We start from the raw sequence: 23,874 nt of genomic DNA, 5'->3' as shown, positions 1-23,874 counted from the left end.
GAAACGACGGTAGGAATCGGCTATTGCCCGTCCATTGCGCGGTTATTGCCCGGCTATTGCGCGGCAGATATATCTTCCGGCGCGAGCAGCCCGGTATCCGTGGGCAAGGTCGCGATCACCGATTCCAGCCTGCGATGGTGCTGTTCGGCGACGAGCAGCAGGCGTTCGACGTCCCGGGCCAGGAACGCGTCCAGCATCAACGCGTGATCGGTGTGCAGCCGCACCCGGTCGGCCCGGCCGATGTGCACCATCGACTGCACGGGCTCGGTGACGTTCCATGCCGATTCGAGCATGTGCAGCAGCCGGAACATGCGCGACGGGCGGGTCAGCGCCACGTGGAAGGTGCGCGACCTGCGATGGTAGGCGGCGGGGTCGTCCTCGCGAATCGCCTCTTCCAGGCTCGCGTTCACCTCCAGCAGCTCCGCGCGGTCGTCGGCGGAGTGGTTCCTGGCGGCCGCGGCGAGCGAGGCCGTCTCCAGGGTCTCCCGCACGATGTACATTTCGCGCAATTCCGCGGCGGTCAGTTGCGCCACCGTGTAGCCGGCGTGCGGCTCGTGCATGACAAGCCCTTCTCCGATCAGCGTCTTGAGCGCCTCGCGCACCGGAATATGGCTCACCCCGAACAGTTCCGCCACCTCGCGCAGCGGGATGACCGTGCGGGGCGGCACCGCTCCGTCGAGGATCACCCGGCGTAATTCGCCGAGGATGATCTGTGGGCGGCCGGGTGTATCGACGACCAACCTCGCGAGCAGCGCCGAACGTCGTCTCGGGGGCATGACAACACGCTAGGAGAAGCGTGTTGCGTTTCCGGTCAACCGTGTGACGGTCAGGAAACGTCTTCTCACAGAACCGACCGGTCGCGTGGTGGGGAACGGTCCCGCCCACCGGTCTCGGGCGCGACGGCACCTAGCATTGGATTGTTCGCGACGCCGTAGGCGCTGAGAGACAGACACAGGGTTCCGATGACAGTTTCGGCAGGGCAGTTCGTAGATCGCCGCTTCGCGCGATTGGTGGCGGAGTTCGACCGGTTGTTCCGGCGTCCGTCCGACGGCGGCGGCGCGCTGGCGGTCTACTTGCACGGCGAGCCGGTGGTCGACGTCTGGGCCGGATACGCGCATCCCGATGTCCCGTGGGCGCACGACACCGTGGCGATGGCGTTCTCGACCGGCAAGGGGATCGCCAGCACGCTGGTGCATCGTCTGGCCGAGCGCGGCCTGATCGATTACGACGAGCCGCTCGCGACCTACTGGCCGGAGTTCGCGGCGGCGGGCAAAGAGCGCATCAGCGTCCGGGCCATGCTGACCCACCGGGCCGGGCTGCATCGCTTGCGCGGGCTGCTGCCCGGCCCGGTCGAGCGATTCTTCGACGACGCCGCGGTCACCGCGGCGCTCGCGGCCGCCGCGCCCGATCCGCGGCACAAGATCACCAGCGGCTACCACGGCATCACCTACGGGCACCTCGCCGCGGAGCTGGTGCGCCGGGTGACCCGAGCGGACTTCACCGAAGTGCTGCGCAGCGAGATCGCGCAACCGATCGCGGCCGAGGAACTCTGGTTTCGCGTCCCGGCTTCCGAGCGCGGGCGCATCGCCACCAATTTCCCGCGCCTGACGGTCGCCGGTATGAGCTGGGAGCGCGGTTCCCGGATGCTCGCCCGCACCCGTTTCGCGGCCGCGGCCGACACCACCCCGGTGGGTTTCGCCGAGCTGGTGGCCGATCCGCGCCTGCACGATTCGGTGATGCCCGGCCTCAACGGCGTCTTCTCCGCCCGCGCGCTGGCCCGCGTGTACGGCGCGCTCGCCAACGGCGGACAACTGGACGGCTACCAGCTGCTGCGCCCGGACACCATCGAGCAGATCACCCGGCGGCAAGTGTTCACCCCCGACTACGTGCTGGCCTTCCGCATTCCGTGGGCCCTGGGTTACCACGGCGTGCCGATGAAGCCGTCCAAGGCCGAACCGATCTCGGCCTTCGGCCATTTCGGCCTCGGCGGCTCCGGCGGTTTCGCCGACCCGGCGACCGGGATGTCGCTCGGCTTCGTCACCAATCGCCTCGGCAGCCGGATCACCCCGCTCGGCGACGCGCGCCTGGCGCGGTTGGGCGCGCTGGCCCACAACCTCGCCGCAGCCGCCTGATCTCGCCCGCCCGAGTGGCAGCATGGCGATATGGAGACGGTCGACATGCCGCGGATCGCGGCGGCCGCACGGCTGCTGGACCCGGTGATCCGGCGCACGCCGCTGCTGGCCTCGCGAGTGTTGTCCGAGCGTGTGGGCGCTCAGGTGTGGCTGAAGTGCGAGAACTTGCAGCGCACCGGTTCGTTCAAGCCGCGCGGGGCCTACAACCGGATCGCGAATCTGCCACCGGAGGCGCGCGAGCGCGGCGTCGTGGCCGCGAGCGCGGGTAACCACGCGCAAGGCGTCGCGTGGTCGGCGGCTTCGCTCGGCATCGCGTCGACGGTGTTCATGCCGGTCGGTGCGTCGCTGCCCAAAGTGACGGCGACCAAGGCGTATGGCGCGCAAGTCCGCCAGGTGGGCGAGACGATCGACGAATCACTGGAGGCCGCCCTGGATTTCGCCGACCGGTCGGGCGCGACGCTGATCCATCCGTTCGACCATCCCGATATCGTGGCAGGCCAGGCCACCGTCGGCCGGGAGATCGCCGAACAGCTGCCGCAGGTCGGCACGGTGCTCGTGCCCACCGGCGGCGGAGGGCTGCTGGCGGGGGTCGCGGTCGCGCTGCGGCATCTGGCGCCGGAGGTCCGCGTCATCGGGGTACAGGCGGCCGAAGCGGCCGCCTGGCCGGACTCACTGGCGGCGGGCCGCCCGGTCCGGGTCGAGCGGATGTCGACGATGGCCGACGGCATCGCGGTCGGACAGCCCGGCCGAGTGCCGTTCGATCATGTGGCCCAGCATGTTTCGCAGATCGTGACGGTGGACGAGGAAGCGCTGTCGCAGGCGCTGCTGCTGTGCCTGGAACGCGCGAAGCTGATCGTCGAGCCCGCGGGCGCCGCGGCGGTCGCCGCTCTGATGAGCCGCGCGCCGGAGGAACTCGACCTGCGCGGGCCGGTCTGCGCGATCCTGTCCGGCGGCAATATCGACCCGTTGCTGCTGACCCGGGTGATCGGGCACGGCCTGAGCGCGGCAGGTCGCTATCTCGCGGTACGCGTGACGATTTCCGATCGCCCCGGTGCCCTGGGGGCGCTGCTGGCGGTGGTGGGTAAGACGGGCGCCAGTGTGGTCGACGTGGCGCATTCCCGAACCGGGACGTGGCTGGCGGTGGACGAGGTCGAAGTGGCGCTCACATTGGAGACACGAGGTTCCGATCATCGCGACGACGTGCTCACCGCCCTGGCGAACGCGGGATACGGCGTCCGAGTATCGGAATGACGCGGCGAGCCATCGGACCGGAGGTCAGTGCGCGCCGCCGAGTTCCAGGGCCAGCACGCCGAGTATCACCAGCCCGATGCCGCCGACCTGGACGAGGGTGAGCCGCTCGTTCAGGAACAGCACGCCGATCAGCGCGATCGCGGCGACGCCGACCGCCGACCAGATGCCGTAGGCCACCCCGATCGGCATGCCCCGCTTCAATGCCTGGGCGAGGAACAAGAACGCCGCGCAATAGCCGACGACCACCAAGATCGAGGGGACGAGTTTCGTGAATCCGTCGGACAGTTTCAGTGAAACGGTCGCGGTCACCTCGGAGGCGATGGCCAAGGCGAGCAGCAACAAGGTCATTTTCGCAGCCTAGTCACCGCCGCGACGCGGCCTCGGCCCCGGCAGCGGTGGGCACCGGCCCTCCCAGTGCCGGGGATTCGCGGACCGGCGCCCGGAGTCGACGTGGCGATACGCTCGGCCGATGCGTAGCTCGAACGTTGCGGTGACCGGTTTTCCCTTCGACGAAGTGACCTGCAACGAGTTGCCGTACGCCGAGCGCGACGAGAGGTACCGGCGCTTGCACGAGTGGCCGGAACCGAGCTACGCGCACCGGTCCGGGCTTCGGATGATCTGGAAGTACGACGACGTGCGCGAGGTTCTGGACGCGACGACGCCGGGCATCTCCAACGCGAATTCGCTGGACCCCCTGGTCGGTTACGCGCGCATCGCGGCGACGCCCCGCGCCATCCCGCATTTCATCCGCCACCTGGTTCCGCCACCGGCGAAGGCGACCGCCAATCTGTCCGACGACCTGTTGCACAAGCGGGTGTGGAACACCATGGCGGGGCCTGCCGGGCATTTCACCATCTCCCCCGCCGATCGGCCCGCCCGGGCCGCCACGATGGTCGAGCACTTCCACGCGGCGGTGCGCGACGCGGGATTCCGGCCCGGCTCGCCGTTGGACGTGACCGCGTTGTCGATCGGCTATGCCGCCCGGACCGTCGGCGCGGCGGTCGGATTGCCCGCATCGGACTGGCCGAACGTGGCCGCTTGGAGCGGAGCGCAATCGGGACTGCTCGGCCGGATGATGCGCGGACGCGAACTGGCCGACGCGGTGAGCGCGCTCGGTTGGCTGTTCACCGTGAGCGGCAGAGCGGTGCGGGAGGGCCGTGGCAGCGAGGCGACCGGGTTCGCCCGCACATTGCGTGACGCCGGGCTCTCCCATCGGATCGCGGTGTCGGCCATGGCGAACTCACTGGCCGCAGGAGTGCACACGGTGAGCGGCAGCATTCAGCAAGGCGTCCAGCGACTGCTCGGCGACCCGGACCGCGTCTGGTGGGATCTGCTCGCCGAGCCGAACGGCGGCACACGCGTCGCGGCGAAGATCCTCCAACTCGATCCGGGACTGGTGGCATGGAAACGTCAGGCCAGAACGCCGGTCGTGCTGTCCAGCGGCACGCGGCTGCCCGCAGGGCCGTTGCTCGTGATGTTCGCCGCGGCGAACCGCGACCCGGAGGCGTTCCCCGACTGCCTGGCGCTGGACAGGACCGGCAAGTTGCCGTTGACCTTCGGGTTCGGCAGACATGTCTGTCCCGGCAAGAGCATGGCCACGCTGGCGGTCGAGGTGTTTCTCCGGCAGTTGCGCGAGCTGACGCCGCAGGCCGAACCGGCGCCGCGGTTCGGTGCGGGCACCCGGCGCCGTAGCGATCTGCTGTTCAGCGGAGCCGACATCACCGTCGTCGGATAGGCCGAGGCGCGCGACAGCAGGCGCAGCCCGGGTTCAGTCCAGCCAGGCCCGCGCCGCACCCGCCGCCTCGCGCACCTCCGCGAGCTGCGCCGCGACCTGGACACCGGCCGTGCCGCCCCGGGCGTTGCGGGACGCGATGGAGCCCTGCACGGTGAGCACCTCGCGCACCTTCCCGGTCAGCGCCGGGTCGATCGCGGCGAACTCCTCGTCGGTCAGTTCGTCCAGACCGACGACGCGGGCCTCGGCGGCGCGCACGCAGGCGCCCGCGGCCTCGTGCGCGACCCGGAACGGAACGCCCTGGCGGACAAGCCATTCGGCGATATCCGTGGCCAGCGTGAAACCCGCGGGCGCGAGTTCGGCCATGCGATCGGTGTGGAAGGTCAGCGTCGAGACCAGCCCCGCGATGGCCGGGAGCAGCAGTTCCAGCTGCGCGACCGAGTCGAACAGGGGTTCCTTGTCCTCCTGCAGGTCGCGGTTGTAGGCAAGCGGTTGCGCCTTGAGGGTGGCCAGCAGGCCGGTGAGATTACCGATCAGCCTGCCCGCCTTGCCGCGGGTCAGCTCGGAGACGTCCGGGTTCTTCTTCTGCGGCATGATCGACGAGCCGGTGGACCAGGCATCGGCCAGCGTGACATAGCCGAACTCCGGTGTGCTCCAGAGGATCACCTCTTCGGCCATCCGGCTCAGGTCGACGCCGATCATGGCCAGCACGAACGCGGCCTCGGCGGCGAAGTCCCGCGCCGAGGTGGCGTCGATCGAGTTGGCGGCGGCCGCGTCGAAATCCAGTTCCGCCGCGATCGCATCCGGGTCGAGACCGAGCGAGGAGCCCGCCAGCGCGCCGGAACCATAGGGCGACACCGCCGCGCGGCGATCGAAGTCGCGCAGCCGGTCGAGGTCGCGCAGCAGCGGATGGGCGTGCGCGAGCAGATGGTGAGCCAGCAGCACCGGCTGCGCCGCCTGCAAGTGGGTCTTGCCGGGCATCACCGCGTCCGGATGGGCGGCAGCCTGCTCCACCAGCGCGTCGACCACGGCCAGCACGCCCGCGGCCACCCGGCGCACGCCGTCGCGCAGCCACATCCGGAACAGTGTGGCCACCTGGTCGTTGCGCGAACGCCCCGCCCGCAACCGGCCGCCGAGCTCGGCGCCGACCCGTTCGATCAGACCGCGTTCCAGCGCGCCGTGCACGTCCTCGTCCGACTCGGCGGGGCCGAACGCGCCGGACGCCACGTCCGCCGCGAGGCGGTCCAGCCCGTCCAACATGCCGGACAGGTCGGCGTCGGAGAGCAGCCCGGCCTTGTGCAGCACCCGCGCGTGCGCCTTCGACGCGCGGATGTCGTAGGGGGCCAGCGCCCAGTCGAAATGGGTCGACTTGCTCAGCGCGGCCATGGCCTCGGCCGGTCCGGAGGCGAATCGCCCGCCCCAGAGCGCACCTTGGTTCGTGCTCATGCTGTTCCGCCTCTCCGGGTATTCAGGCCGTACCAGTTGGGTGGGTGGTCGGTTTGCGTTCAGGTCTTGCGTTGGGTGTCGGTCGGGTTTGGGCGTACCCGGTGAGTTACCCATGTTCTTGCGAGATCAGTTGGTGCGTTGATTCGCGAGATCAGTTGGTGCGTTGATTCGCGAGATCAGTTGGTGCGTTGATTCGCGAGATCAGTTGTGCGTTGGTTTGCGGGATCAACTGGTGTGTTGACTCGCGACTCAGTCGTTGCGTTGGCCCGAGGAACCAGTTGTTGTGTCGGCGCGCGGGTCGAGTCGTTCCTGCTCGACACAGCTTCGGTGGTTGCTCGACACCAGCTGCCGAGAGCGGCCTCGCGCGCCGGGGCGATGCTTTCGGGGCGCACTGTCGCCCTGTCAGCACACTCCGAACGCGATTCGAGACCACGGGAAGCCACACTCCTACCTACCCCACCGCCGCCGAAGTCGAGGCGGTGCAGCGCGAATTCTGGTTCGAGGCCACCCTTCGCGGGAGCTGTCGGCGGGGCCGGTGCTCGTTGCGGCACCGGCACGCCTGGAGGCCTACTTCTGGTTCAGGTCGCGGCGGGCGGCGACCTTGGAGGACAGGCCGTGGATCTGGACGAAGCCCTTGGCCAGGGACTGGTCGAAGGTGTCGCCCTCGTCGTAGGTGGCCAGGTTGAAGTCGTAGAGCGACTGCTCCGAGCGGCGGCCGTTGACCACGGCGGAGCCGCCGTGCAGCACCATCCGGATGTCGCCGGAGACGTGCTGCTGGGTGTCCAGGATGAAGGCGTCCAGCGCGCGCTTGAGCGGGGAGAACCACAGGCCGTCGTAGGCCAGCTCGCCCCAGCGCTGCTCGACCTGCCGCTTGTAGCGGCCGAGCTCGCGCTCGATGGTGACGTGCTCCAAGGCCTGGTGCGCGGTGATCAGCGCGATGGCGCCCGGGGCCTCGTAGATCTCCCGGCTCTTGATGCCGACCAGGCGGTCCTCCACCATGTCCAGCCGGCCGACGCCCTGGCGGCCCGCGCGGTGGTTCAGCTCGACGATCGCCTCGAGCACGCTGACCTGGCGGCCGTCGATGGCCACCGGCACGCCCTTGTCGAAGGTGACGATGAGTTCGTCGGGAGCCTCGAAGTTGACCGTCGGGTCGGAGGTGTAGTCGTAGACGTCCTTGGTCGGGGCATTCCACAGGTCCTCGAGGAACCCGGTCTCCACCGCGCGGCCCCAGACGTTCTGATCGATGGAGAACGGCGACTTCTTGGTGACGTTGATCGGCAGCGCGTTCTCCTCGGCGAAGGCGATGGCCTTCTCCCGGGTCCAGGCGTAGTCGCGAACCGGGGCGATCACGTTCAGGTCGGGCGCGAGCGCGCCGATGCCGACCTCGAAGCGGACCTGGTCGTTGCCCTTGCCGGTGCAGCCGTGCGCGACGGTGCTCGCGCCGTGGAACTTGGCGGCCTCGACCAGGTGCTTGACGATCAGCGGACGGCTGATCGCCGACACCAGCGGGTACTGGCCCATGTACAGCGCGTTGGCCTGGATGGTGGGCAGGCAGTACTGGTCGGCGAACTCGTCGCGGGCGTCGACCACGATCGCCTCGACGGCGCCACAGTCCAGGGCGCGCTGGCGCACCACGTTCATGTCCTCGCCGCCCTGGCCGAGGTCGATGGCCACGGCCACCACTTCGGCGCCGGTCTCCTTGCCGATCCAGCTGATCGCGACGGAGGTGTCCAGACCACCGGAGTAGGCGAGTACGACGCGCTCGGACATGTTCTGTGTGCTCCTCGATGTTCGATAGGTGTATCAGCAGTATGGCGGGTGTCCGAGCGGTGGGAAGCCCGGCCCCGACGCCTCGAGACCAGCCTGGACCGGCTCGCGTCGTTCTGCAAATGATTATGCACGATGATGCAAGGCCATTCACAATTGGGGTCGGTGTCCACGGGGTCGACCTGACACACCGAGTGTGAGATTCGGTGGTGCGGGCAGGTCGCCGCTGCCCACCAGCGCTCGGCCACGCACGCGCTGCAATGAGCGGGCCGATCTACTATCACCGTATGCCGGAGCGGATCGACGAGCAGCAGACGGTCGGGGACGCCATCGCGAGGAAGGTCGAGGACCAGCGGGGTGCGAGGTCCCCGTGGGCGGAAGCGTTGCGCGAGCTGGGAGCGGTCGACCGAGCGGCGTACCGAGCCGTGGCGCTGACTCCCACGCCTCAGTTGGACGATGCCTTTCGCCGGCTTTCGAAGGCGGCGAACTACTCACGTCTGTGGCTCGGTATCGCCGCGGTGATCGCCGCCCTCGGAGGTGGACGTGGCCGCCGGGTGGCGCTCGAAGGTGTGCTCGCGATCGGTGCGACGTCAGCGACCGTGAATCTCGGCCTCAAGCCTCTCGCCCATCGGCGGCGTCCGGAGCGACCCGACCCGGAGCCGTTCGAAACCCGTCTCGTTCCCATGCCGAAGTCCGCGTCCTTCCCGTCCGGTCACGCCGCCTCGGCTTTCGCGTTCGCCTATACGGTGGGCCGGCACTACCCGGCGCTGGCAGTGCCGATCCGGTTGCTCGCCGGTGGGGTGGCGTATTCGAGGGTTCACACTGGCGTGCACTACCCCGGTGACGTGGTGCTCGGCTCGGTCGTCGGAGCCGGAACGTCGGCCATGATGGCGGGCGTCCGCGACCGCAGATATCGGTCGCCAGGGCGCGAAGGCGTCGTCCCCGGCCGACTACTCCGCCGCCTGCCGGCGGACGGACGGTGAAGCGCTGTTCCGAGCCCTTGTGGGTCGCAGACGAGCGGAGGGTGTTGCGCCAGGATGCCGCGACGAGATGCGCACGCGGAGCACTGCCGGGCGAATGGCGAACCTGAGCGGCGCGTTCAGCACCACTGGCTCGCCGTCGATACCTGCGTGCACGGGCGCGGGGGCGAAGACCTCGAAGTCCGGTGCGCTCCAAGCGCGCCCTGGCGGATGCCGCCTGGCATCCGGCGCGTCGAGAACGACGATGCCCAGTAGGCCGCTCTCGAGCGACGGGCGACTGCCCGGGACAGGAGGGCCCAACGCGTAGGGATTGTTCGAAACCAGCACAACGGCCAGCTGAGCGTGCTGCCGGCCTACGTCGTCGACGAGGTGCAGCGCCGGTGTCCTTCCACCGGGGCCTGCCACCCGATCGGCCGTCTCCATCAGAGTGCGGACCTTGGCGTCGCGATAGGCCGGATGGCGGACCGCCTCACCGTAGATCCCGAGTGAAACGTTGTTCACGAATGCGCGGCCGTTCACTTCTGCCAGGTCGATCCGGCGCTCGACCCCATCGGTGAACGCGTCGAGCGCACCTGCCACGTCCTGCCGATTCACTCCCAGGTCGAGCGCGAAGTGGTTACGCGTCCCGGCTGGGACGCAGATGAACGGCACACCCTGCGCGGCGGCGGCCGCTGCCACGACCGCGAGGGACCCGTCGCCACCAGCCATCCCCAGCGCGTCCGCGCCCTGCCGCACCGCCTCCTCGACGCGCTCGGTGAGGCTCTGGCCGGGATCGAGAACGACCACCCTTATCCCGAGATCCCGTGCCCGTTCAGCAACCCTCGCGCGGCCGGCCGCCCCATCGCCCGACTTCGGGTTGACAAACAACACCGGCCGTAGCGGTGGGTCCACGGCACTCCAGCCACCACGGGCCGATCTCTGCTCGGCCGGGCCGCTGCTCGGCCGGGGCCTCGGGGGGAAGGTCATGATGCTTTCCCCCGGCTGCCACCAGCTACCGATGGCGACCTCGGGTTGCCTTCGCAGACCCCACTGGTCGGGTTCCGCGGAACATCGTCGGCCGCTCGTCGGCATCGGACTGACACGTCATGCCCCCCTTGGCGGGTTGCTGACCCTGACACTTCCGTATCTTACGTCCCGGTCCACGGCGACCCGGTACGACGACGAAAGAAATGTGCCCCTGACCAGCGGATACCTCGGCTCATGTGTGCACCTCGTGGACGAACCTCGTCAGTCTCATCCGGCGAGGGTGATGCGCTGCTCGTAGCTGTGTGAGTTGCTGGAAGGAGGAGTCGTCGAGCAGTTGCCCGGAAGCCTGCCGACGTACCACAACCCCGGGAGGGAGGACCAATGGATCTACTCACGCAGTTCGAGAGCCTGGAGAAGCGGACCTCAGCCGGGCTCGCGCAAGTGCAGGTCGCGGCCAACGAGTCGCGGCAGAAGCTGGAGCAACGCATCGGGCAGGCGCAGGTCGATCTCGAAGGAACGGCGGCCGAGCGGAAGGTCGGTGAGACTGCAGGCCGGAAGCAGGGCAAGTGGGCCCAGATAAGAGCCGACGCCAGCGCGAAGATGGAGGACGTCAAGGCCAAGATCGACAAACGTAACGACCGGATCGACGCGAACATGGCCGCGGCGGATGCCGACTTCGCAGAGGCCGATGCGTCCGACGCGATCGCCTACGCCGGATGGGTCGTCGACAACGCCCGGCTCGCGGTCCTGGATGCTCTGGACGCCCGCAAGTACGCCGGCGAGTGCGCGAAAGCGGCCTCCCGAAACCCCTAGACACGGATGCGCGATCCGCCATCGGCCGGCTGTCCGAGTGGCCAGTGGGACGACCCTGCTGGTGGGCGGACCGCGCCGGTCGCCCGTCAGGCCGGTCGCCCGGAGTGGGGTCGGCACACAACCTGTCGTCTTCGAGCCGACAAAGGAGCCCGACGTGAGCGACTACGCCCTCATCAGCGATCACGGCCTCATCGGAGACCTGCAGACGGCCGCCCTCGTCGCGAAGGACGGGGCGATCGATTTCTTCTGCGCCCCGCGCTTCGACTCCCCGAGCATCTTCGCCTCCCTCCTGGACGCGCGAAAGGGAGGACGGTTCCGGATCACGTCGACACGTGACGACACCATGACCAATCAGATGTACTTCCCGCAGTCGGCGTGCCTGATCACCCGGTTCATGAGCGACGCCGGGATCGCGGAACTCATCGACTTCATGCCCGTCGACCAGCCGACGAGAGTGAGCCAGAACCACAAAATCGTTCGGGTGGTGCGGTGCCTGCGGGGTGAAATGCCCTTCCGGTTGGAGTGCGAGCCGCGCTTCGACTTCGCCCGGCAGCTCCACGAGGTGTCACTCACGAGTGAAGGCGCCGTCTTTCGCGCGAACGGGCAGGACGTCGTTCTGCACGGCGCCGCAGGCGTGGAGCGCGCGCGTGACGACGGTGTCCGACTCGACTTCAGCCTCGAGGCCGGTGAGATCAGGGGGTTCCTGTTGGAGACCGCGGCAAGCCGAGCCCCACAGCCGGTATCCCATGGTGAGGCGATGGCGCTGTTCGAAGACACCGTCAGGTTCTGGCGGGGCTGGCTCGGCAAGTGCACCTACCACGGTCGGTGGCGGGAGATGGTTCATCGCTCAGCCATGTCGCTCAAGCTCATGACCTACGCGCCGACAGGTGCGCTCGTCGCTTCCCCGACCGTCGGTCTTCCCGAACAGCTCGGCGGTGAGCGGAACTGGGACTACCGCTACACCTGGATCAGGGATGCCTCGGCGTCGGTCTACGCGCTGCTGGGCCTTGGGTACATCGATGAGGCGACGGCGTTCCTGAAATGGGTTTCCGATCGGGTCTCGGAGCAGGTCGGCGGGGACTCCGGGCCGCTCCGGATCATGTACCGAGTGGACGGGTCCTCGGATCTGACCGAGGAGACCCTGCACCATTTCGAAGGCTACCGGGGGTCTCGCCCGGTACGGATCGGGAACGGGGCGGCCGGCCAGCTCCAGCTCGACATCTACGGCGAGGTGATGGACGCGATAGCCCTGGCCGAGCCGTACCAGGCGGTCGGCTACGAGGATTGGCTCGAGCTCACGAAGATCCTGGACTGGTTGTGTGAGAACTGGGACCAGCCCGATGAGGGCGTGTGGGAGACACGCGGCGGACGACAGGACTTCACCTACGGCCGGGTGATGTGCTGGGTGGCCCTGGAGCGGGGCATTCGCATGGCGGAGTCCCGAGGACGGCCCGGCGACGTGCGGCGGTGGGCATCCACGCGTGACGCCATCTCCCACCAGGTCATGAGCAAGTGCTGGAACCCTTCGCGAGGCGCCTTCACCCAGCACCCGGGCACCCAGGTCCTCGACGCCTCGAACCTCCTGATGCCCCTGGTCGGCTTCGTCGCCCCCAAGGACCCGCTCTGGCTGTCCACGCTGGACGCGATGAACGAAGAACTGGTCACCGACAGCCTGGTCTACCGCTACAACCCGAGCGCCTCGCCCGACGGCCTGCGGGGATCGGAAGGGACCTTCTCGCTGTGCTCGTTCTTCTACGTCGCCGCCCTGACCCGCGCAGGCCGCCTGGAGGAGGCCCAGTACGCCTTCGAGAAGATGCTGACGTATGCCAACCACCTGGGGCTGTACTCCGAGGAGATCGACCCGAGTGGACGCCAGATCGGCAACTTCCCTCAGGCCTTCACCCACCTCGCCCTCATCCAGGCGGCCCTCGACCTCGACGCCGCCCTCAACTTCGGACCTGGAGCGGTCTTCCAACTCCCGGGCGGGCTGCGTCCGACGACCGTCCTCGACCTGGTGGCCGGACAGCTACGCCAACCCAGGGATCAGTTCGGGCAGTGAGGAACATGAAGCGTTTCCGCATCACGGAGTCGGGGACGGATCAGGCTAGTTGTTCGATCTTCGCGGCTACTTCCGCACCGGTCAGGGGTTCGCGCGCGATGACGGCGATGGTGTCGTCGCCCGCGATGGTGCCGACGATGTACGGCAGGGCCGCGCGGTCCAGGGCGCTGGCCAGGTAGTGGGCCGCGCCGGGCGGGGTGCGCAGGACCGCGATGTTGCCGCTGGCGTCGGTGGAGACCAGCAGGTCGCCGAGCAGTTTGGACAGCCGGTCGGTGCCGCCGGTAACGCCGCGGACAGGGCTGCCGTCCTCTGGCACCACGTAGACGCCCGCGCCGCCGTCGGCCGCGCGCAGTTTCACCGCGCCCAGTTCGTCGAGGTCGCGTGACAGCGTGGCCTGGGTGGTCTCGATCCCCTCGGCGGCGAGTAGCGCCGCCAGTTCGGTCTGGCTGCGTACCGCGTGCGCCGACAGCAGTTCGATGATGCGTGACTGCCGCCCGGCGCGGGTGCGCGCGATGGCCGGGCCGCTTCGTCCCGATTCCGACTGCGACACGCTCACGACCGCGCCTCGCCCCGCTGCCGCCTCCTGGCCCGACCGCTCACACCGAGCCCCCGTATCGTCGCTCCAGCAGCCAGGCCAGCAGCGCCTTCTGGGCGTGCAGGCGGTTCTCCGCCTCGTCCCACACCACGCTGTGCGGCCCGTCGAGCACCTCGTCGGTGACCTCTTCGCCGCGGTGCGCGGGCAGACAGTGCAGCACGACCGCATCGGATTTGGCGTGCGCGAGCAGTTCGGCGTTGAGCTGGAACGGCCGGAACGGACCAACCCGGTCCAGGCCGTCGTTCTCCTGCCCCATGGACGTCCACGTGTCGGTGACCAGCGCATCGGCGCCCCACGCGGCGGCGACCGGATCGCCGGTCACCGTGACGGTCGCGCCGGTCTCGGCGGCCCGCTTGCGCGCGGCCTCCACCACCCACGGCTGCGGTTCGAACCCGGCGGGCGCGGCGATGGTCACGTTCAGACCCGCCGTGACGCCGCCGAGCAGCAGCGAGTGCGCCATGTTGTTGGCGCCGTCGCCGAAGTAGGCCAGTTCGCGGCCGGTCAGGTCGCCCTTGTGCTCGGCGAGGGTTTGCAGGTCCGCGAGCACCTGGCAGGGATGGAACTCATTGGACAGCGCGTTGACCACCGGCACGGTCGCGGTGGCAGCCATCTCGTCCAGCCGGGACTGCTCGAATGTGCGCCACACGATGGCGTCCACGTAGCGGGACAGCACGCGGCCGGTGTCGCCGAGCGTCTCCTCCCGGCCCAGCTGGGTGTCGCGGCCGTCGACGACCACCGCGTGGCCGCCGAGCTGGGCGATGCCCATCTCGAAGGAGAACCGGGTGCGGGTGGAGTTCTTCTCGAAGATCACCCCGACGCCGCGCGGACCCTCGAGCGGACGCCGCGCGAACGGCGACTTCTTGAGTTCGGCCGCGAGGGCGAGGATCTCGGCCTGCTCGGCCGGGCTGACATCGTCGTCCCGCAGGAAATGCCGCACGGAAGTCATTGCGCCGCAGCCCCTTTCGCGTCCGCGAGCGCGGCATCGAGGATCCCCGGCAGGTCGGCGACGAAATTGTCCGCCTGGGTCTCGGTGAGCACCAGCGGCGGGGCCAGCCGGATCACATCGGGCTTGGCCGGGTTGACCAGGTAGCCCGCCTCCCGCGCCCGCGCCTCGACCTGCGCGGACACCTCGTCGGTGAGCACGATGCCCAGCAGCAGGCCCGCACCGCGCACCCGTTCGATGAGCGGATGCTCGAGCAGCTCGATGCCGTCGCTGAGCCGCTTGCCCACCGACTCGACGTGGGAGAGCAGATCGGTCTCATCGATGGTGCGCAGCACCGCGAGCGCCGCCGCGGCGCACACCGGATTGCCGCCGAAGGTGGTGCCGTGCATGCCGGGGGTGAGCAGATCGGCCGCCCGCCCGGTGGCCAGCACCGCGCCGATCGGCAGTCCGCCGCCGAGGCCCTTGGCCAGGGTGATCACGTCCGGCACGATGCCGACGGCCTGGTGGGCGTAGAACTTCCCGGTGCGGCCGATGCCGGTCTGCACCTCGTCCAGCACCAGCAGCGCACCCTTGCGGGCGGTGATCTCCCGCGCCTTGGCCAGATAGTCGAACGGCGGCACCACCACGCCGCTCTCCCCCATCATCGGCTCCAGGAACACCGCCGCGGTGTCCTCGTCGACCGCCGCCTCCAGCGCCGCGGCGTCGCCGTAGGGCACGTGTACGACGCCGGGCGGCATCGGTTCGAACGGGGTCCGCTTGGACGGCTGCCCGGTGAGCGCGAGCGCGCCCATGGTGCGGCCGTGGAAGGCCTCCTCGCAGGCGACGAGCTTGGGCCGCCCGGTGAGCCGGGCGATCTTGAACGCCGCTTCGACGGCCTCGGTGCCGGAGTTGCAGAAGAACGCCCGGCCCTCACCGTCGCCGAAATGCGCGAGCAACCGCTCGGCCAGCTCGACGACCGGCTCGCTGGCGTACAGATTCGACACGTGCCCGAGCGTGCCCAGCTGCTGGGTGACCGCCTCCAGGATCGCCGGGTGCGCGTGCCCGAGGCTGTTGACCGCGATGCCGCCGAGGAAATCGACGTAGCGCTTGCCGTCCGCGTCGTAGACCACGGCACCCGCGCCGCGCACCAGGGCGACCTTCGGCGTGCCGTAGTTGTTCATCAGCGCGGCGGACCACCGCTGCTGCAAATCAGCTGTGCTCATTGTTTCGTTCCGTTCGGTGCGCCGGACCCGTTCGGGATGAGCGGGGCGGGGGTCACCATCGTTCCGATTCCTTCTCCGGTGAACAGTTCCAGCAGCACGGCGTGCGGGACCCGGCCGTCGATGACATGCGCGGTGGGCACCCCGGCCGTCACGGCGCGCAGGCAGGCTTCCATCTTCGGCACCATGCCCGCATCGAGGCGCGGGAGCAACTCGGCAAGCGCTTCGGTATCGATGCTGGAGGTGAGCGAGGACCGGTCCGGCCAGTTCGTGTACAGGCCCTCGACGTCGGTGAGCATCACCAGTTTCTCGGCGCCGATGCCCTCGGCCAGGGCCGCGGCGGCGGTGTCGGCATTGATGTTGTGCACCACGCCGTCGGCGTCGGGCGCGATGGTCGACACGACAGGGATGCGGCCCGCGCCGATCAGGTCCAGCACGGCATCCGGATTCACCTCGGTGACGTCGCCGACCAGGCCGATATCGGTCGGCTCGCCGTCCACCTCCACGGTGCGGCGGGTCGCGGTGAACAGCCCGGCGTCCTCGCCGGAGATGCCGACCGCGTACGGGCCGTGCGAGTTGATCAGGCCGACCAGCTCGCGGCCGACCTGACCGAACAGCACCATCCGCACCACGTCCATCACCTCGGGTGTGGTCACCCGGAAGCCGCCGCGGAATTCGCCTTGCAGCCCGAGCTTTTTCAGCATCGCGCTGATCTGCGGGCCGCCGCCGTGCACAACCACCGGGTGCACGCCGACCGTGCGCAGGAACGCCATGTCGGCGGCGAAGGCACGCTTGAGCTCGTCGTCGACCATGGCGTTGCCGCCGTACTTCACGACGACGATCTTGTCCCGGAACTTCTGCAACCACGGCAGGGCATCGGCCAGGACGTGCGCCTTGTCCAGCGCCGAAAGCCTGTGCAGCACCTCGCTGGTCATGAGCTGTAGGCCGAGTTCTCTTCGACGTAACCGTGCGAGAGGTCGGTGGTGCGGATGGTCGCTCGCGCGGAGCCGACGTTCAGGTCGATCAGCACCTCGATGTCGGCGCCGGACAGATCGACCTCGCGTGCGCCGGGCGCGCCGACGCCATCGACGCACACCGGCTTGCCGTTGAAGGAGACCGAGATCCGGTCGGGGTCCAATGTCACCGGCGCCATACCGACCGCGGCGAGCACCCGGCCCCAGTTCGGGTCCGACCCGAACAGCGCCGTCTTGACCAGGCTGTCGCGGGCGACGGTGCGCGCCGCGGCCACGGCCTCGTCCTCGGAGGCCGCGCCAGCGACGGTGACCAGCACACGCTTGGTGACGCCCTCGGCGTCGGCCATCAGCTGGGCGGCCAGATCGTCGCAGACCGCGAGCACGGCGGCGTCCAGCTCCTCCTGGCTCGGGCTGACCTCGCTGGCGCCGTTGGCCAGCAGCAGCACGGTGTCGTTGGTGGAGCAGGAGCCGTCCACGTCGAGCCGGTCGAAGGTGCGCGCGGTGGCGTTGCGCAGGGCGTGGTCGAGCTGATCGGCGGTCACCGCCGCGTCGGTGGTGAGCACCACCAGCATGGTCGCCAGCGACGGGGCCAGCATGCCCGCGCCCTTGGCCATGCCGCCGACGTTCCACTTGTCGCGATGATGGAACGCCGCTTCCTTGGGCACGGTGTCGGTGGTCATGATGGCCCAGGCGGCGTCCGAGCCGCCGGAGAGGCCGCCGCCCATCTCGTGCACGATCTCGGTGACGGCGGGAATCAGTTTGTCCATCGGAAGCCGGTCGCCGATCAGCCCGGTCGAGCAGACCGCGATCTCCCCCGCCCCGGTCTCGGTGCCCCAATTGCTCAGCGCGGCGGCGAGTTCCTCGGCGGTCTTGTGCGTGTCCTGGAAACCGCCGGGGCCGGTGCAGGCGTTGGCGCCGCCGGAGTTGAGGATCACCGCGCGCAGCCGCTTGCCGGTCAGCACCTGCTGCGACCACAGCACCGGAGCCGCCTTCACCTTGTTGCGGGTGAACACGCCCGCGGCCGGGTACTCCGGCCCCTCGTTGAACACCAGCGCCAGGTCCGGCTTGCCGCTGGCCTTGATGCCCGCGGCGATGCCCGCCGCGCGGAAGCCGAGCGGTGCGGTCACGCCCTGGGTGCGGACCAGCTTGCCGCTGGCGGTGTCGGTCGACGTCACGGTGCCACTCCTACGGTGGAAAGTCCTTCGGTCTCCTCGAATCCGAGGGCCAGGTTCATCGATTGCACCGCGGCGCCCGCGGTGCCCTTGGTCAAGTTGTCGATCGCGCCGATCACCACGAGCAGACCCGCGTCGGCGTCCACGGCCACCTGCAGGGTGACCGCGTTGGAGCCGAGCACCGATCCGGTCTGCGGCAGCACGCCCTCCGGCAGCAGGTGCACGAAAGGCTCGTCGGCATAGGCTTTCTCATAGACCGCGCGGGCCTGCGCGGCGTCCACGCGGGTCGGCGCGGTGCAGGTGGCGAGGATGCCGCGCGGCATCGGCGCGAGCACCGGGGTGAAGGACACGGTGACGTCCGTGCCACCGGCCGCCGAGAGGTTCTGCGCGATCTCCGGCGTGTGCCGGTGCGCGCCCGCGATCCCGTAGGCCCGCGCCGAACCCATCACCTCCGAGCCCAACAGCCCGATGTCCAGCTTGCGGCCTGCGCCGGAGGTGCCGCTCACCGCGACCACGTGCACGGTGGGCTCCACGATGCCCGCGGCGACGGCGGGGGCCAGCGCGAGGCTGGCGACGGTCGGATAGCAGCCGGGGACCGCGATCCGGGTCGCCGCGCGCAGCTTCTCCCGGCCGCCGGGCAGCTCGGGCAGGCCGTAGGGCCAGCTGCCCGCGTGCGGGCTGCCGTAGTATTTCTCCCAAGCCTCGGGGTCGGTGAGCCGGAAGTCGGCGCCGCAGTCGATGATCACGGTGGACTCGGGCAGTTCGGCGGCGATGGCCGCGGACTGGCCGTGCGGAAGGCCGAGGAAGACCACATCGTGCCCGGCCAGCTCGGCTGCCGTGGTCGGCGCGAGCACCCGATCGGCCAGCGGCAGCAGATGCGGCTGCAACTCCCCCAGCGTGGTGCCCGCATTGGAGCCCGCGGTCAGCGCCCCGATGACGAGGCGCCCGGTTCGGTAGGCCGGATGCCCCAGCAGCAGACGCAACACTTCGCCGCCCGCGTACCCGCTGGCACCGGCTACCGCGACCCGCACGACGGGTCCGACCGTGGAATCAACCATGTGATGATTATGCATGACTATGCAAGCTCATTCACAGCCTGGTCGCCGGACGCGGTCACGACCACCAGATACCCGCCGCCGCACGGGACAAAACGGGCGGGTCCGCGGTATCGAGTCGCCCCCCGGTCCGCCGCAGGTCAGCGCAGTAGTTCAGAGGCGATGCCGAGCGTGTCCACCAGCCGGGCCTCGCCCCGGGTCGTGACCCGAACGGCGCGTCCGCTACCGACGCGCTCGATCCACGCCAGATCGATCATGCGGTTGCACAGCTGCGCGCCCGCCGCACCGCCCAGATGCACGCGGCGTTCGGTCCAATCGAGACAGGGCCGGGCCACCGGCCGCCGCGTGGCGCGCAACGCGGCGGGGTCGACGCCCATCGGTCCGGTCAGCCACTCGAGACCTGGTCCGGTGAGCGCGAATCCTCCGGTCGCGTCGAGCAGCCCGCGTGCGGTCATGGCGTCGGTGATCGCCACGCCCAATCGTCCCGCGAGATGGTCGTAGCAAGTGCGACCGCGAGCCAGGGCGGCGGCGACCGTGACGGCACGCAAGCCGGTCGCCGGGCGGCGGCGCGGATCGACCTGGGCGACCATGGCCTCGAGCAGCTCCGCGACCTGCGGACCGGCCAGTTGGACGTAGCGGTGCCTGCCCTGCCGGTGCTCGATCACCAATCCGCCGTCGCGCAGCCGGTCCAAGTGCTCGGTGGCGGTGGACGGCGCGATACCGATGTGCCGTGCGAGCTCGCCCGCGGTCCAGGCCCGGCCGTCCACCAGCGCCAGGCAGATATCGGCGCGGGTGCGGTGGGCGAGCAGGGCGGCCAGGCCCGCCAGTTCGGCTCCTCGGTCGGACACCACCTCATCATGGCGCGCGGTCGTTTCGGCGGGCGCCGAAACGTCCCGTGGCTACGGTCACGGCATGACTGGATCTGCTCCGGCTGGCACGCCGACCAAATTCGAGATCTTCCGCGACCTGCATCACGGCGACCGCCCCCTCCTACTACCGAACGCCTGGGATTTCGCTTCGGCGGCACTGCTCGCCACCGAGGGATTCCCGGCGATCGGCACGACCAGCCTGGGTGTGGCCGCCGCGGCCGGGCGCACCGACGGCGCGGGCGTCACGAAGGAGGAGACGTCGGCCGTTGCCCGCAGCCTGGGTCGGCTGCCCGTCCCGATCACCGTCGACATCGAGGGCGGGTTCGACGAGCGGCCCGAAGCGGTCGCGGATTTCGCCGAACAGCTCGCCGCCGGTGGGATCGCGGGCGTCAACCTCGAAGACGGCCGCGGGGGATCCGCTCTGGCCGACCCGCGCCACCATGCCGCGCTGATCGGCGCGATCAAGGACCGCACGCCGGATCTGTTCGTCAACGCTCGCGTCGACACCTACTGGCTCGGTCTCGATCACGGCTCCACGCACGAGCGCGTGCGACGGTACGCCGCCGCCGGAGCCGACGGTGTGTTCGTTCCCGGCTTGGCCGACCCGGCCCGCATCGAGCGGATCGTGACGACGACCGAGTTGCCGGTCAATGTCCTCTATTCGGCCACCGGTCCCGATATCGGGACGATGACGAGCCTGGGCGTGCGCCGCATCAGCACCGGATCGCTGCTCTACCGCGCGGCGCTGTCGGCCGCGATGGACGTCGCCCGCGCGCTGCGGCACGACGCCCCCGTCGCGCCGGGCATCGTGAGCTATTCCGACATCCAACGCCTCCTGCCCGCGCCCGCCGACTCTTGACCAGCGAATCCGGCCCCGTCGCGCGCGGGGCGGAAAGAATTCGCCGTGCCGCTGTCGATCCGTCGGTCGTCCGTTCGTGTAGGTGGTGAGACCGGCGCCGCGCCGGTCGCGGAAGGAGCGGAGATGAGCAGGATCATCGCGGTGGAGCACCTGACCCTGGACGGCGTCATGCAGGCGCCGGGACGAGCCGACGAGGACACCAGGGACGGGTTCGCCCACGGCGGCTGGGCGCACCGGAACGACGACCCGGTGCAGGCCGAGGTCATGGGCAGGCACATGGCGGCCAACCGGGGCGCGCTGCTGCTGGGCAGGCGCACTTACGAGGATTTCGCGGGATACTGGCCGCGACAGGTCGGCGATCCGATGGCCGACGCGCTGGACAAGACCGAGAAGATCATCGCCTCGCGTACCGGAAGCGGGCCGCTGGCCTGGCAGAACTCGACCTGGCTCGGCGGCGACGCCGCGACAGCGGTACCCGAATTGCGGCGGCGGCAGCCGGACCGGAATCTGGTGGTGCTCGGCAGCGGTGACCTGTTGCGCTCGCTGATGCGGCACGATCTCGTGGACGAGTACCTCTTGCTGATCCATCCGTTGGTGCTCGGCACCGGCCGTCGCCTGTTCGACGGTGGGGAACCGTTCGGCCTGCGGCCGGTCGACACCGTGACGACGGGCACCGGCGTCGTCATCATCACCTACCGGCGCGGATGAGGAAGGACGACGCGATGAAGCACTACCTGCTCGGCATCTACCAGCCCGACGAAGGCGAACCGGCGAACCTGGACGAGATCATGCGCGATCTCGCGGTTCTGAACGACGAGATGCGAGCCGCGGGGGCTTGGGTGTTCGCCGCGGGCCTGCACGCGCCCGGCTCCGCGACGGTGCTGCACGCCCGCGGCGACGACGTGCTCATCACCGACGGCCCGTATATCGAGGGCAAGGAGCACATCGGCGGGTTCACCGTCATCCGCGCCGCCGATCTGGACGAGGCGTTGGAGTGGGGTCGCAAACTCACCACCGTGGTCGGCCTGCCCGTCGAGGTCCGGCCGATCCGGGACGAGTAGATGGGCGAACCCGTGACGGGCTCGGCGATCGAAGCGGTGTTCGCCGAGCACTACGGCCGTGCGGTCGCGAGCCTGATCCGCGTCTTCGGCGACATCGGCGTCGCCGAGGACGCGGTGCAGGACGCGTTCACCGCCGCTGTCCAGCGCTGGCCCGCCGACGGTCTCCCGCCGAGCCCGCCGGGCTGGATCATCACCACCGCGCGCAACCGGGCGATCGACCGCCTGCGCCGCGAGGCCTCCCGCGCGGACCGGCACGCGCAGGCGGCGCTGCTGCACGCCCAGGACGAACCGGAGGAGCCCGTGAGCGCCGTGCGCGACGACCGCCTCCGGTTGATCTTCACCTGCTGCCACCCCGCGCTGGCGCAACAAGCGCAGGTGGCGCTGACCCTCCGGCTGCTCGGCGGCCTCGGCACCGCCGAGATCGCCCGCGCGTTCCTCGTCTCCGAGACGACCATGGCGCAGCGGCTGGTGCGCGCCAAAGGCAAGATCCGCGACGCCCGAATTCCCTACCGGGTGCCCGCCGACGCCGAGCTGCCCGCCCGGCTGCGGTCGGTGCTCGCCGTCGTGTACCTGATCTTCACCGAGGGCCACACCGCCTCCTCCGGCGCACGGCTGGTCCGGGCCGACCTCTGCGCCGAGGCGATCCGCCTCGGGCGGTTGCTGGCGGAGTTGATGCCGGACGAGCCCGAGGTGACCGGCCTGCTCGCACTGATGTTGCTGAGCGAGTCCCGTCGGGCCTCCCGCACGGGGGCCGACGGCTCCCTGGTCCCCCTCGCGGAACAGGATCGCGGCCGGTGGGACCGCGGCCTTGTCGCCGAAGGGCACGCACTCGTCCGGCAGTGCCTGCGCCGCAACCGACCGGGGCCGTATCAGCTGCAAGCGGCGATCAACGCGGTGCACGCCGACGCGCCCGAAGCCGCGGCGACCGACTGGACCCAGATCCTGCGGCTCTACGACCAGCTCGCCGCGCTCACGCCGAGTCCGATCGTCGCCCTCAACCGCGCGGTCGCGGTGGCCGAAGTACACGGTCCGGCAACGGCTCTGGAACAGGTCGACGCCCTGCCCTTGGCGGGCTACCACCTGTTCCATGCCATCCGCGCCGACTTGCTGACCCGCCTCGGCCGCACCGACGAGGCCGCGGCCGCCTACGACGCCGCCATCGTCCGCACCGAGAACGCGGCCGAACACGATTTCCTGACGCGCCGCCGCGACGAACTCGGCGGGGAGCCACGCCGGAGCGATTGACCGCCTCCACTCACGCCAGGCGACCTCCGCCGTCGACGTGCAGGGTCGTCCCGGTCAGGAACGGGTTGGTCAATGCCAGCAGCGCCGCGGCCGAGATATCGCCGGTGCTGCCCACCCGGCGCGCCGGATTGCGGGCCGCGACCTCCGCGAGGAAGCGATCTTTCCGCTCGCCCAAACCGTCCCAGGCGCCCGAGTCGACGATGCCCGGCGACAGCGCGTTCACCCGCACCGGCGCCAGCTCCACCGCAAGCGCCTCGGCGAGGAAACTCACCGCGCCATTGGCCGCGGCCATCACCGTCCGACCCGGCACCGGTCGCCACGCGGCCACCCCGGAGAACAGCAGGAACGCACCGCCCGCCCGGAACCGCGCGCCGAAGTGCTTGCCGAGCAGGATCGGACCGATCACCTTGGCGTCGAAGGCCCGCACGACCGCGGCCCGATCCAGCTCGGGCACGGGACCGTTCGCGTGTGCCGCCGCCACCGACACCAGATAGTCCAGTTCACCGATTTCCTCGGCTGCCCGGCGGATGGAGCCTTCGTCGCCGAGATCGATGCGCCGAGCTTCGACCGCCGCGCGACCGCGAGTCTCTTCCAGTACTTGCCGCCGCGCGGCGGCGATGGCCTGCTCGTCCCGGCCCGCGAGCACCACGTCCGCGCCCTCGGCGGCGGCGTCCCGCGCGATCTGTCGCGCGATGCCCGACGCGCCGCCGACGACGACGAGCTTCTTGCGGTGACCGAAGCCGCCGCCCGGCTGCA

At 69.9% G+C, this 23,874-nt stretch carries 23 protein-coding genes; 10 read left to right on the top strand and 13 right to left on the bottom strand.

Annotated features, from left to right (window positions below; translation table 11 throughout):
• Window positions 1–53 precede the first annotated feature (53 nt).
• Window positions 54–776, bottom strand: a complete 723-nt coding sequence (locus ON21_RS10140; protein WP_039797421.1) for a GntR family transcriptional regulator — start codon at window positions 774–776, stop codon at window positions 54–56.
• A 186-nt stretch (window positions 777–962) separates the two neighbouring features.
• On the opposite strand from ON21_RS10140, the gene ON21_RS10135 reads away from it, so the two are divergent.
• Together ON21_RS10135 and ilvA are read left to right on the top strand one after the other, a co-directional pair.
• The gene (locus tag ON21_RS10135; protein WP_039797419.1) at window positions 963–2,132 is read left to right on the top strand and encodes a serine hydrolase domain-containing protein; all 1,170 of its coding nucleotides are present in this window, start codon (window positions 963–965) and stop codon (window positions 2,130–2,132) included.
• A gap of 30 nt (window positions 2,133–2,162) precedes the next feature.
• Complete coding sequence (gene ilvA / locus ON21_RS10130; RefSeq protein WP_039797417.1) at window positions 2,163–3,383, top strand: threonine ammonia-lyase; 1,221 nt, start codon at window positions 2,163–2,165, stop codon at window positions 3,381–3,383.
• 24 nt (window positions 3,384–3,407) lie between these two features.
• Here ilvA and ON21_RS10125 read toward each other — a convergent pair whose 3' ends face one another.
• Window positions 3,408–3,731 (bottom strand): DMT family transporter, encoded by a 324-nt coding sequence (locus ON21_RS10125; protein ID WP_039797416.1) that lies wholly within the window; start codon window positions 3,729–3,731, stop codon window positions 3,408–3,410.
• 121 nt (window positions 3,732–3,852) lie between these two features.
• On the opposite strand from ON21_RS10125, the gene ON21_RS10120 reads away from it, so the two are divergent.
• The gene (locus tag ON21_RS10120) at window positions 3,853–5,118 is read left to right on the top strand and encodes a cytochrome P450 family protein (protein WP_157170778.1); all 1,266 of its coding nucleotides are present in this window, start codon (window positions 3,853–3,855) and stop codon (window positions 5,116–5,118) included.
• Between the two features lie 33 nt (window positions 5,119–5,151).
• Here the strand turns inward: ON21_RS10120 and argH are convergent, their stop codons facing one another.
• Both argH and ON21_RS10110 read right to left on the bottom strand, forming a co-directional pair.
• Window positions 5,152–6,561 carry an argininosuccinate lyase gene (argH, locus tag ON21_RS10115; protein ID WP_039797413.1) on the bottom strand — a complete coding sequence of 470 codons (1,410 nt, stop codon included), beginning with the start codon at window positions 6,559–6,561 and terminating at the stop codon, window positions 5,152–5,154.
• Window positions 6,562–7,128: 567 nt separating this feature from the next.
• On the bottom strand, window positions 7,129–8,331 hold the full coding sequence (locus ON21_RS10110; protein WP_039797412.1) for an argininosuccinate synthase: 1,203 nt from the start codon (window positions 8,329–8,331) through the stop codon (window positions 7,129–7,131).
• A gap of 284 nt (window positions 8,332–8,615) precedes the next feature.
• Between ON21_RS10110 and ON21_RS10105 the strand changes: the two genes are divergently transcribed.
• Complete coding sequence (locus ON21_RS10105) at window positions 8,616–9,311, top strand: phosphatase PAP2 family protein (protein ID WP_083880521.1); 696 nt, start codon at window positions 8,616–8,618, stop codon at window positions 9,309–9,311.
• Here the strand turns inward: ON21_RS10105 and ON21_RS10100 are convergent.
• Window positions 9,279–10,199 carry a diacylglycerol/lipid kinase family protein gene (locus ON21_RS10100; protein ID WP_157170777.1) on the bottom strand — a complete coding sequence of 307 codons (921 nt, stop codon included), beginning with the start codon at window positions 10,197–10,199 and terminating at the stop codon, window positions 9,279–9,281. The two genes, ON21_RS10105 and ON21_RS10100, sit on opposite strands and share 33 nt — an antisense overlap.
• 456 nt (window positions 10,200–10,655) lie before the next feature.
• On the opposite strand from ON21_RS10100, the gene ON21_RS35715 reads away from it, so the two are divergent.
• A complete protein-coding gene (locus tag ON21_RS35715) occupies window positions 10,656–11,087 on the top strand; it encodes a hypothetical protein (protein WP_051020634.1) in 432 nt (143 codons plus the stop codon).
• Window positions 11,088–11,241: 154 nt separating this feature from the next.
• Window positions 11,242–13,146 carry a glycoside hydrolase family 15 protein gene (locus tag ON21_RS10090; RefSeq protein WP_174372158.1) on the top strand — a complete coding sequence of 635 codons (1,905 nt, stop codon included), beginning with the start codon at window positions 11,242–11,244 and terminating at the stop codon, window positions 13,144–13,146.
• 40 nt (window positions 13,147–13,186) lie between these two features.
• On the opposite strand, the gene ON21_RS10085 is transcribed toward ON21_RS10090, so the two are convergent.
• The 7 genes from ON21_RS10085 to ON21_RS10055 form a co-directional block, all read right to left on the bottom strand.
• A complete protein-coding gene (locus tag ON21_RS10085) occupies window positions 13,187–13,702 on the bottom strand; it encodes an arginine repressor (RefSeq protein ID WP_051020632.1) in 516 nt (171 codons plus the stop codon).
• A 40-nt stretch (window positions 13,703–13,742) separates the two neighbouring features.
• Window positions 13,743–14,687 carry an ornithine carbamoyltransferase gene (gene argF / locus ON21_RS10080; RefSeq protein ID WP_039797411.1) on the bottom strand — a complete coding sequence of 315 codons (945 nt, stop codon included), beginning with the start codon at window positions 14,685–14,687 and terminating at the stop codon, window positions 13,743–13,745.
• Window positions 14,684–15,886: an acetylornithine transaminase gene (locus ON21_RS10075; RefSeq protein ID WP_039797410.1), complete on the bottom strand. Its 1,203-nt coding sequence runs from the start codon at window positions 15,884–15,886 to the stop codon at window positions 14,684–14,686. The genes argF and ON21_RS10075 overlap by 4 nt, the downstream gene beginning before the upstream one ends.
• Window positions 15,883–16,818, bottom strand: a complete 936-nt coding sequence (gene argB, locus ON21_RS10070) for an acetylglutamate kinase (protein ID WP_039797409.1) — start codon at window positions 16,816–16,818, stop codon at window positions 15,883–15,885. Before argB ends, ON21_RS10075 begins: the two co-directional genes overlap by 4 nt.
• Complete coding sequence (gene argJ / locus ON21_RS10065; RefSeq protein WP_039797408.1) at window positions 16,815–18,032, bottom strand: bifunctional glutamate N-acetyltransferase/amino-acid acetyltransferase ArgJ; 1,218 nt, start codon at window positions 18,030–18,032, stop codon at window positions 16,815–16,817. The genes argB and argJ overlap by 4 nt, the downstream gene beginning before the upstream one ends.
• Window positions 18,029–19,087 carry an N-acetyl-gamma-glutamyl-phosphate reductase gene (gene argC, locus ON21_RS10060; protein WP_039797407.1) on the bottom strand — a complete coding sequence of 353 codons (1,059 nt, stop codon included), beginning with the start codon at window positions 19,085–19,087 and terminating at the stop codon, window positions 18,029–18,031. The genes argJ and argC overlap by 4 nt, the downstream gene beginning before the upstream one ends.
• A gap of 137 nt (window positions 19,088–19,224) precedes the next feature.
• Window positions 19,225–19,932 carry an ArsR/SmtB family transcription factor gene (locus ON21_RS10055; protein ID WP_039797452.1) on the bottom strand — a complete coding sequence of 236 codons (708 nt, stop codon included), beginning with the start codon at window positions 19,930–19,932 and terminating at the stop codon, window positions 19,225–19,227.
• Between the two features lie 64 nt (window positions 19,933–19,996).
• Between ON21_RS10055 and ON21_RS10050 the strand changes: the two genes are divergently transcribed.
• The 4 genes from ON21_RS10050 (at window position 19,997) to ON21_RS10035 (ending at window position 23,118) form a co-directional block, all read left to right on the top strand.
• The gene (locus ON21_RS10050; RefSeq protein WP_051020628.1) at window positions 19,997–20,812 is read left to right on the top strand and encodes an isocitrate lyase/PEP mutase family protein; all 816 of its coding nucleotides are present in this window, start codon (window positions 19,997–19,999) and stop codon (window positions 20,810–20,812) included.
• Between the two features lie 123 nt (window positions 20,813–20,935).
• On the top strand, window positions 20,936–21,520 hold the full coding sequence (locus tag ON21_RS10045) for a dihydrofolate reductase family protein (RefSeq protein ID WP_039797448.1): 585 nt from the start codon (window positions 20,936–20,938) through the stop codon (window positions 21,518–21,520).
• 14 nt (window positions 21,521–21,534) lie between these two features.
• Window positions 21,535–21,873 (top strand): YciI family protein, encoded by a 339-nt coding sequence (locus ON21_RS10040; RefSeq protein ID WP_039797447.1) that lies wholly within the window; start codon window positions 21,535–21,537, stop codon window positions 21,871–21,873.
• Window positions 21,874–23,118, top strand: coding sequence for an RNA polymerase sigma factor (locus ON21_RS10035; protein ID WP_174372157.1), 1,245 nt, complete (start codon window positions 21,874–21,876; stop codon window positions 23,116–23,118). It begins immediately after the preceding gene.
• A 10-nt stretch (window positions 23,119–23,128) separates the two neighbouring features.
• Here ON21_RS10035 and ON21_RS10030 read toward each other — a convergent pair.
• The coding region (locus ON21_RS10030) for an SDR family oxidoreductase (RefSeq protein WP_039797405.1) at window positions 23,129–23,874 on the bottom strand (746 nt) is incomplete at its 5' end.

This window comes from Nocardia araoensis NBRC 100135, assembly GCF_000308435.1.
In the GTDB taxonomy this organism is placed as follows: Bacteria; Actinomycetota; Actinomycetes; order Mycobacteriales; family Mycobacteriaceae; genus Nocardia; species Nocardia araoensis.
Note: the sequence above shows the minus strand (reverse complement) of the source record. Positions and strands in the feature narration are given on the sequence as shown.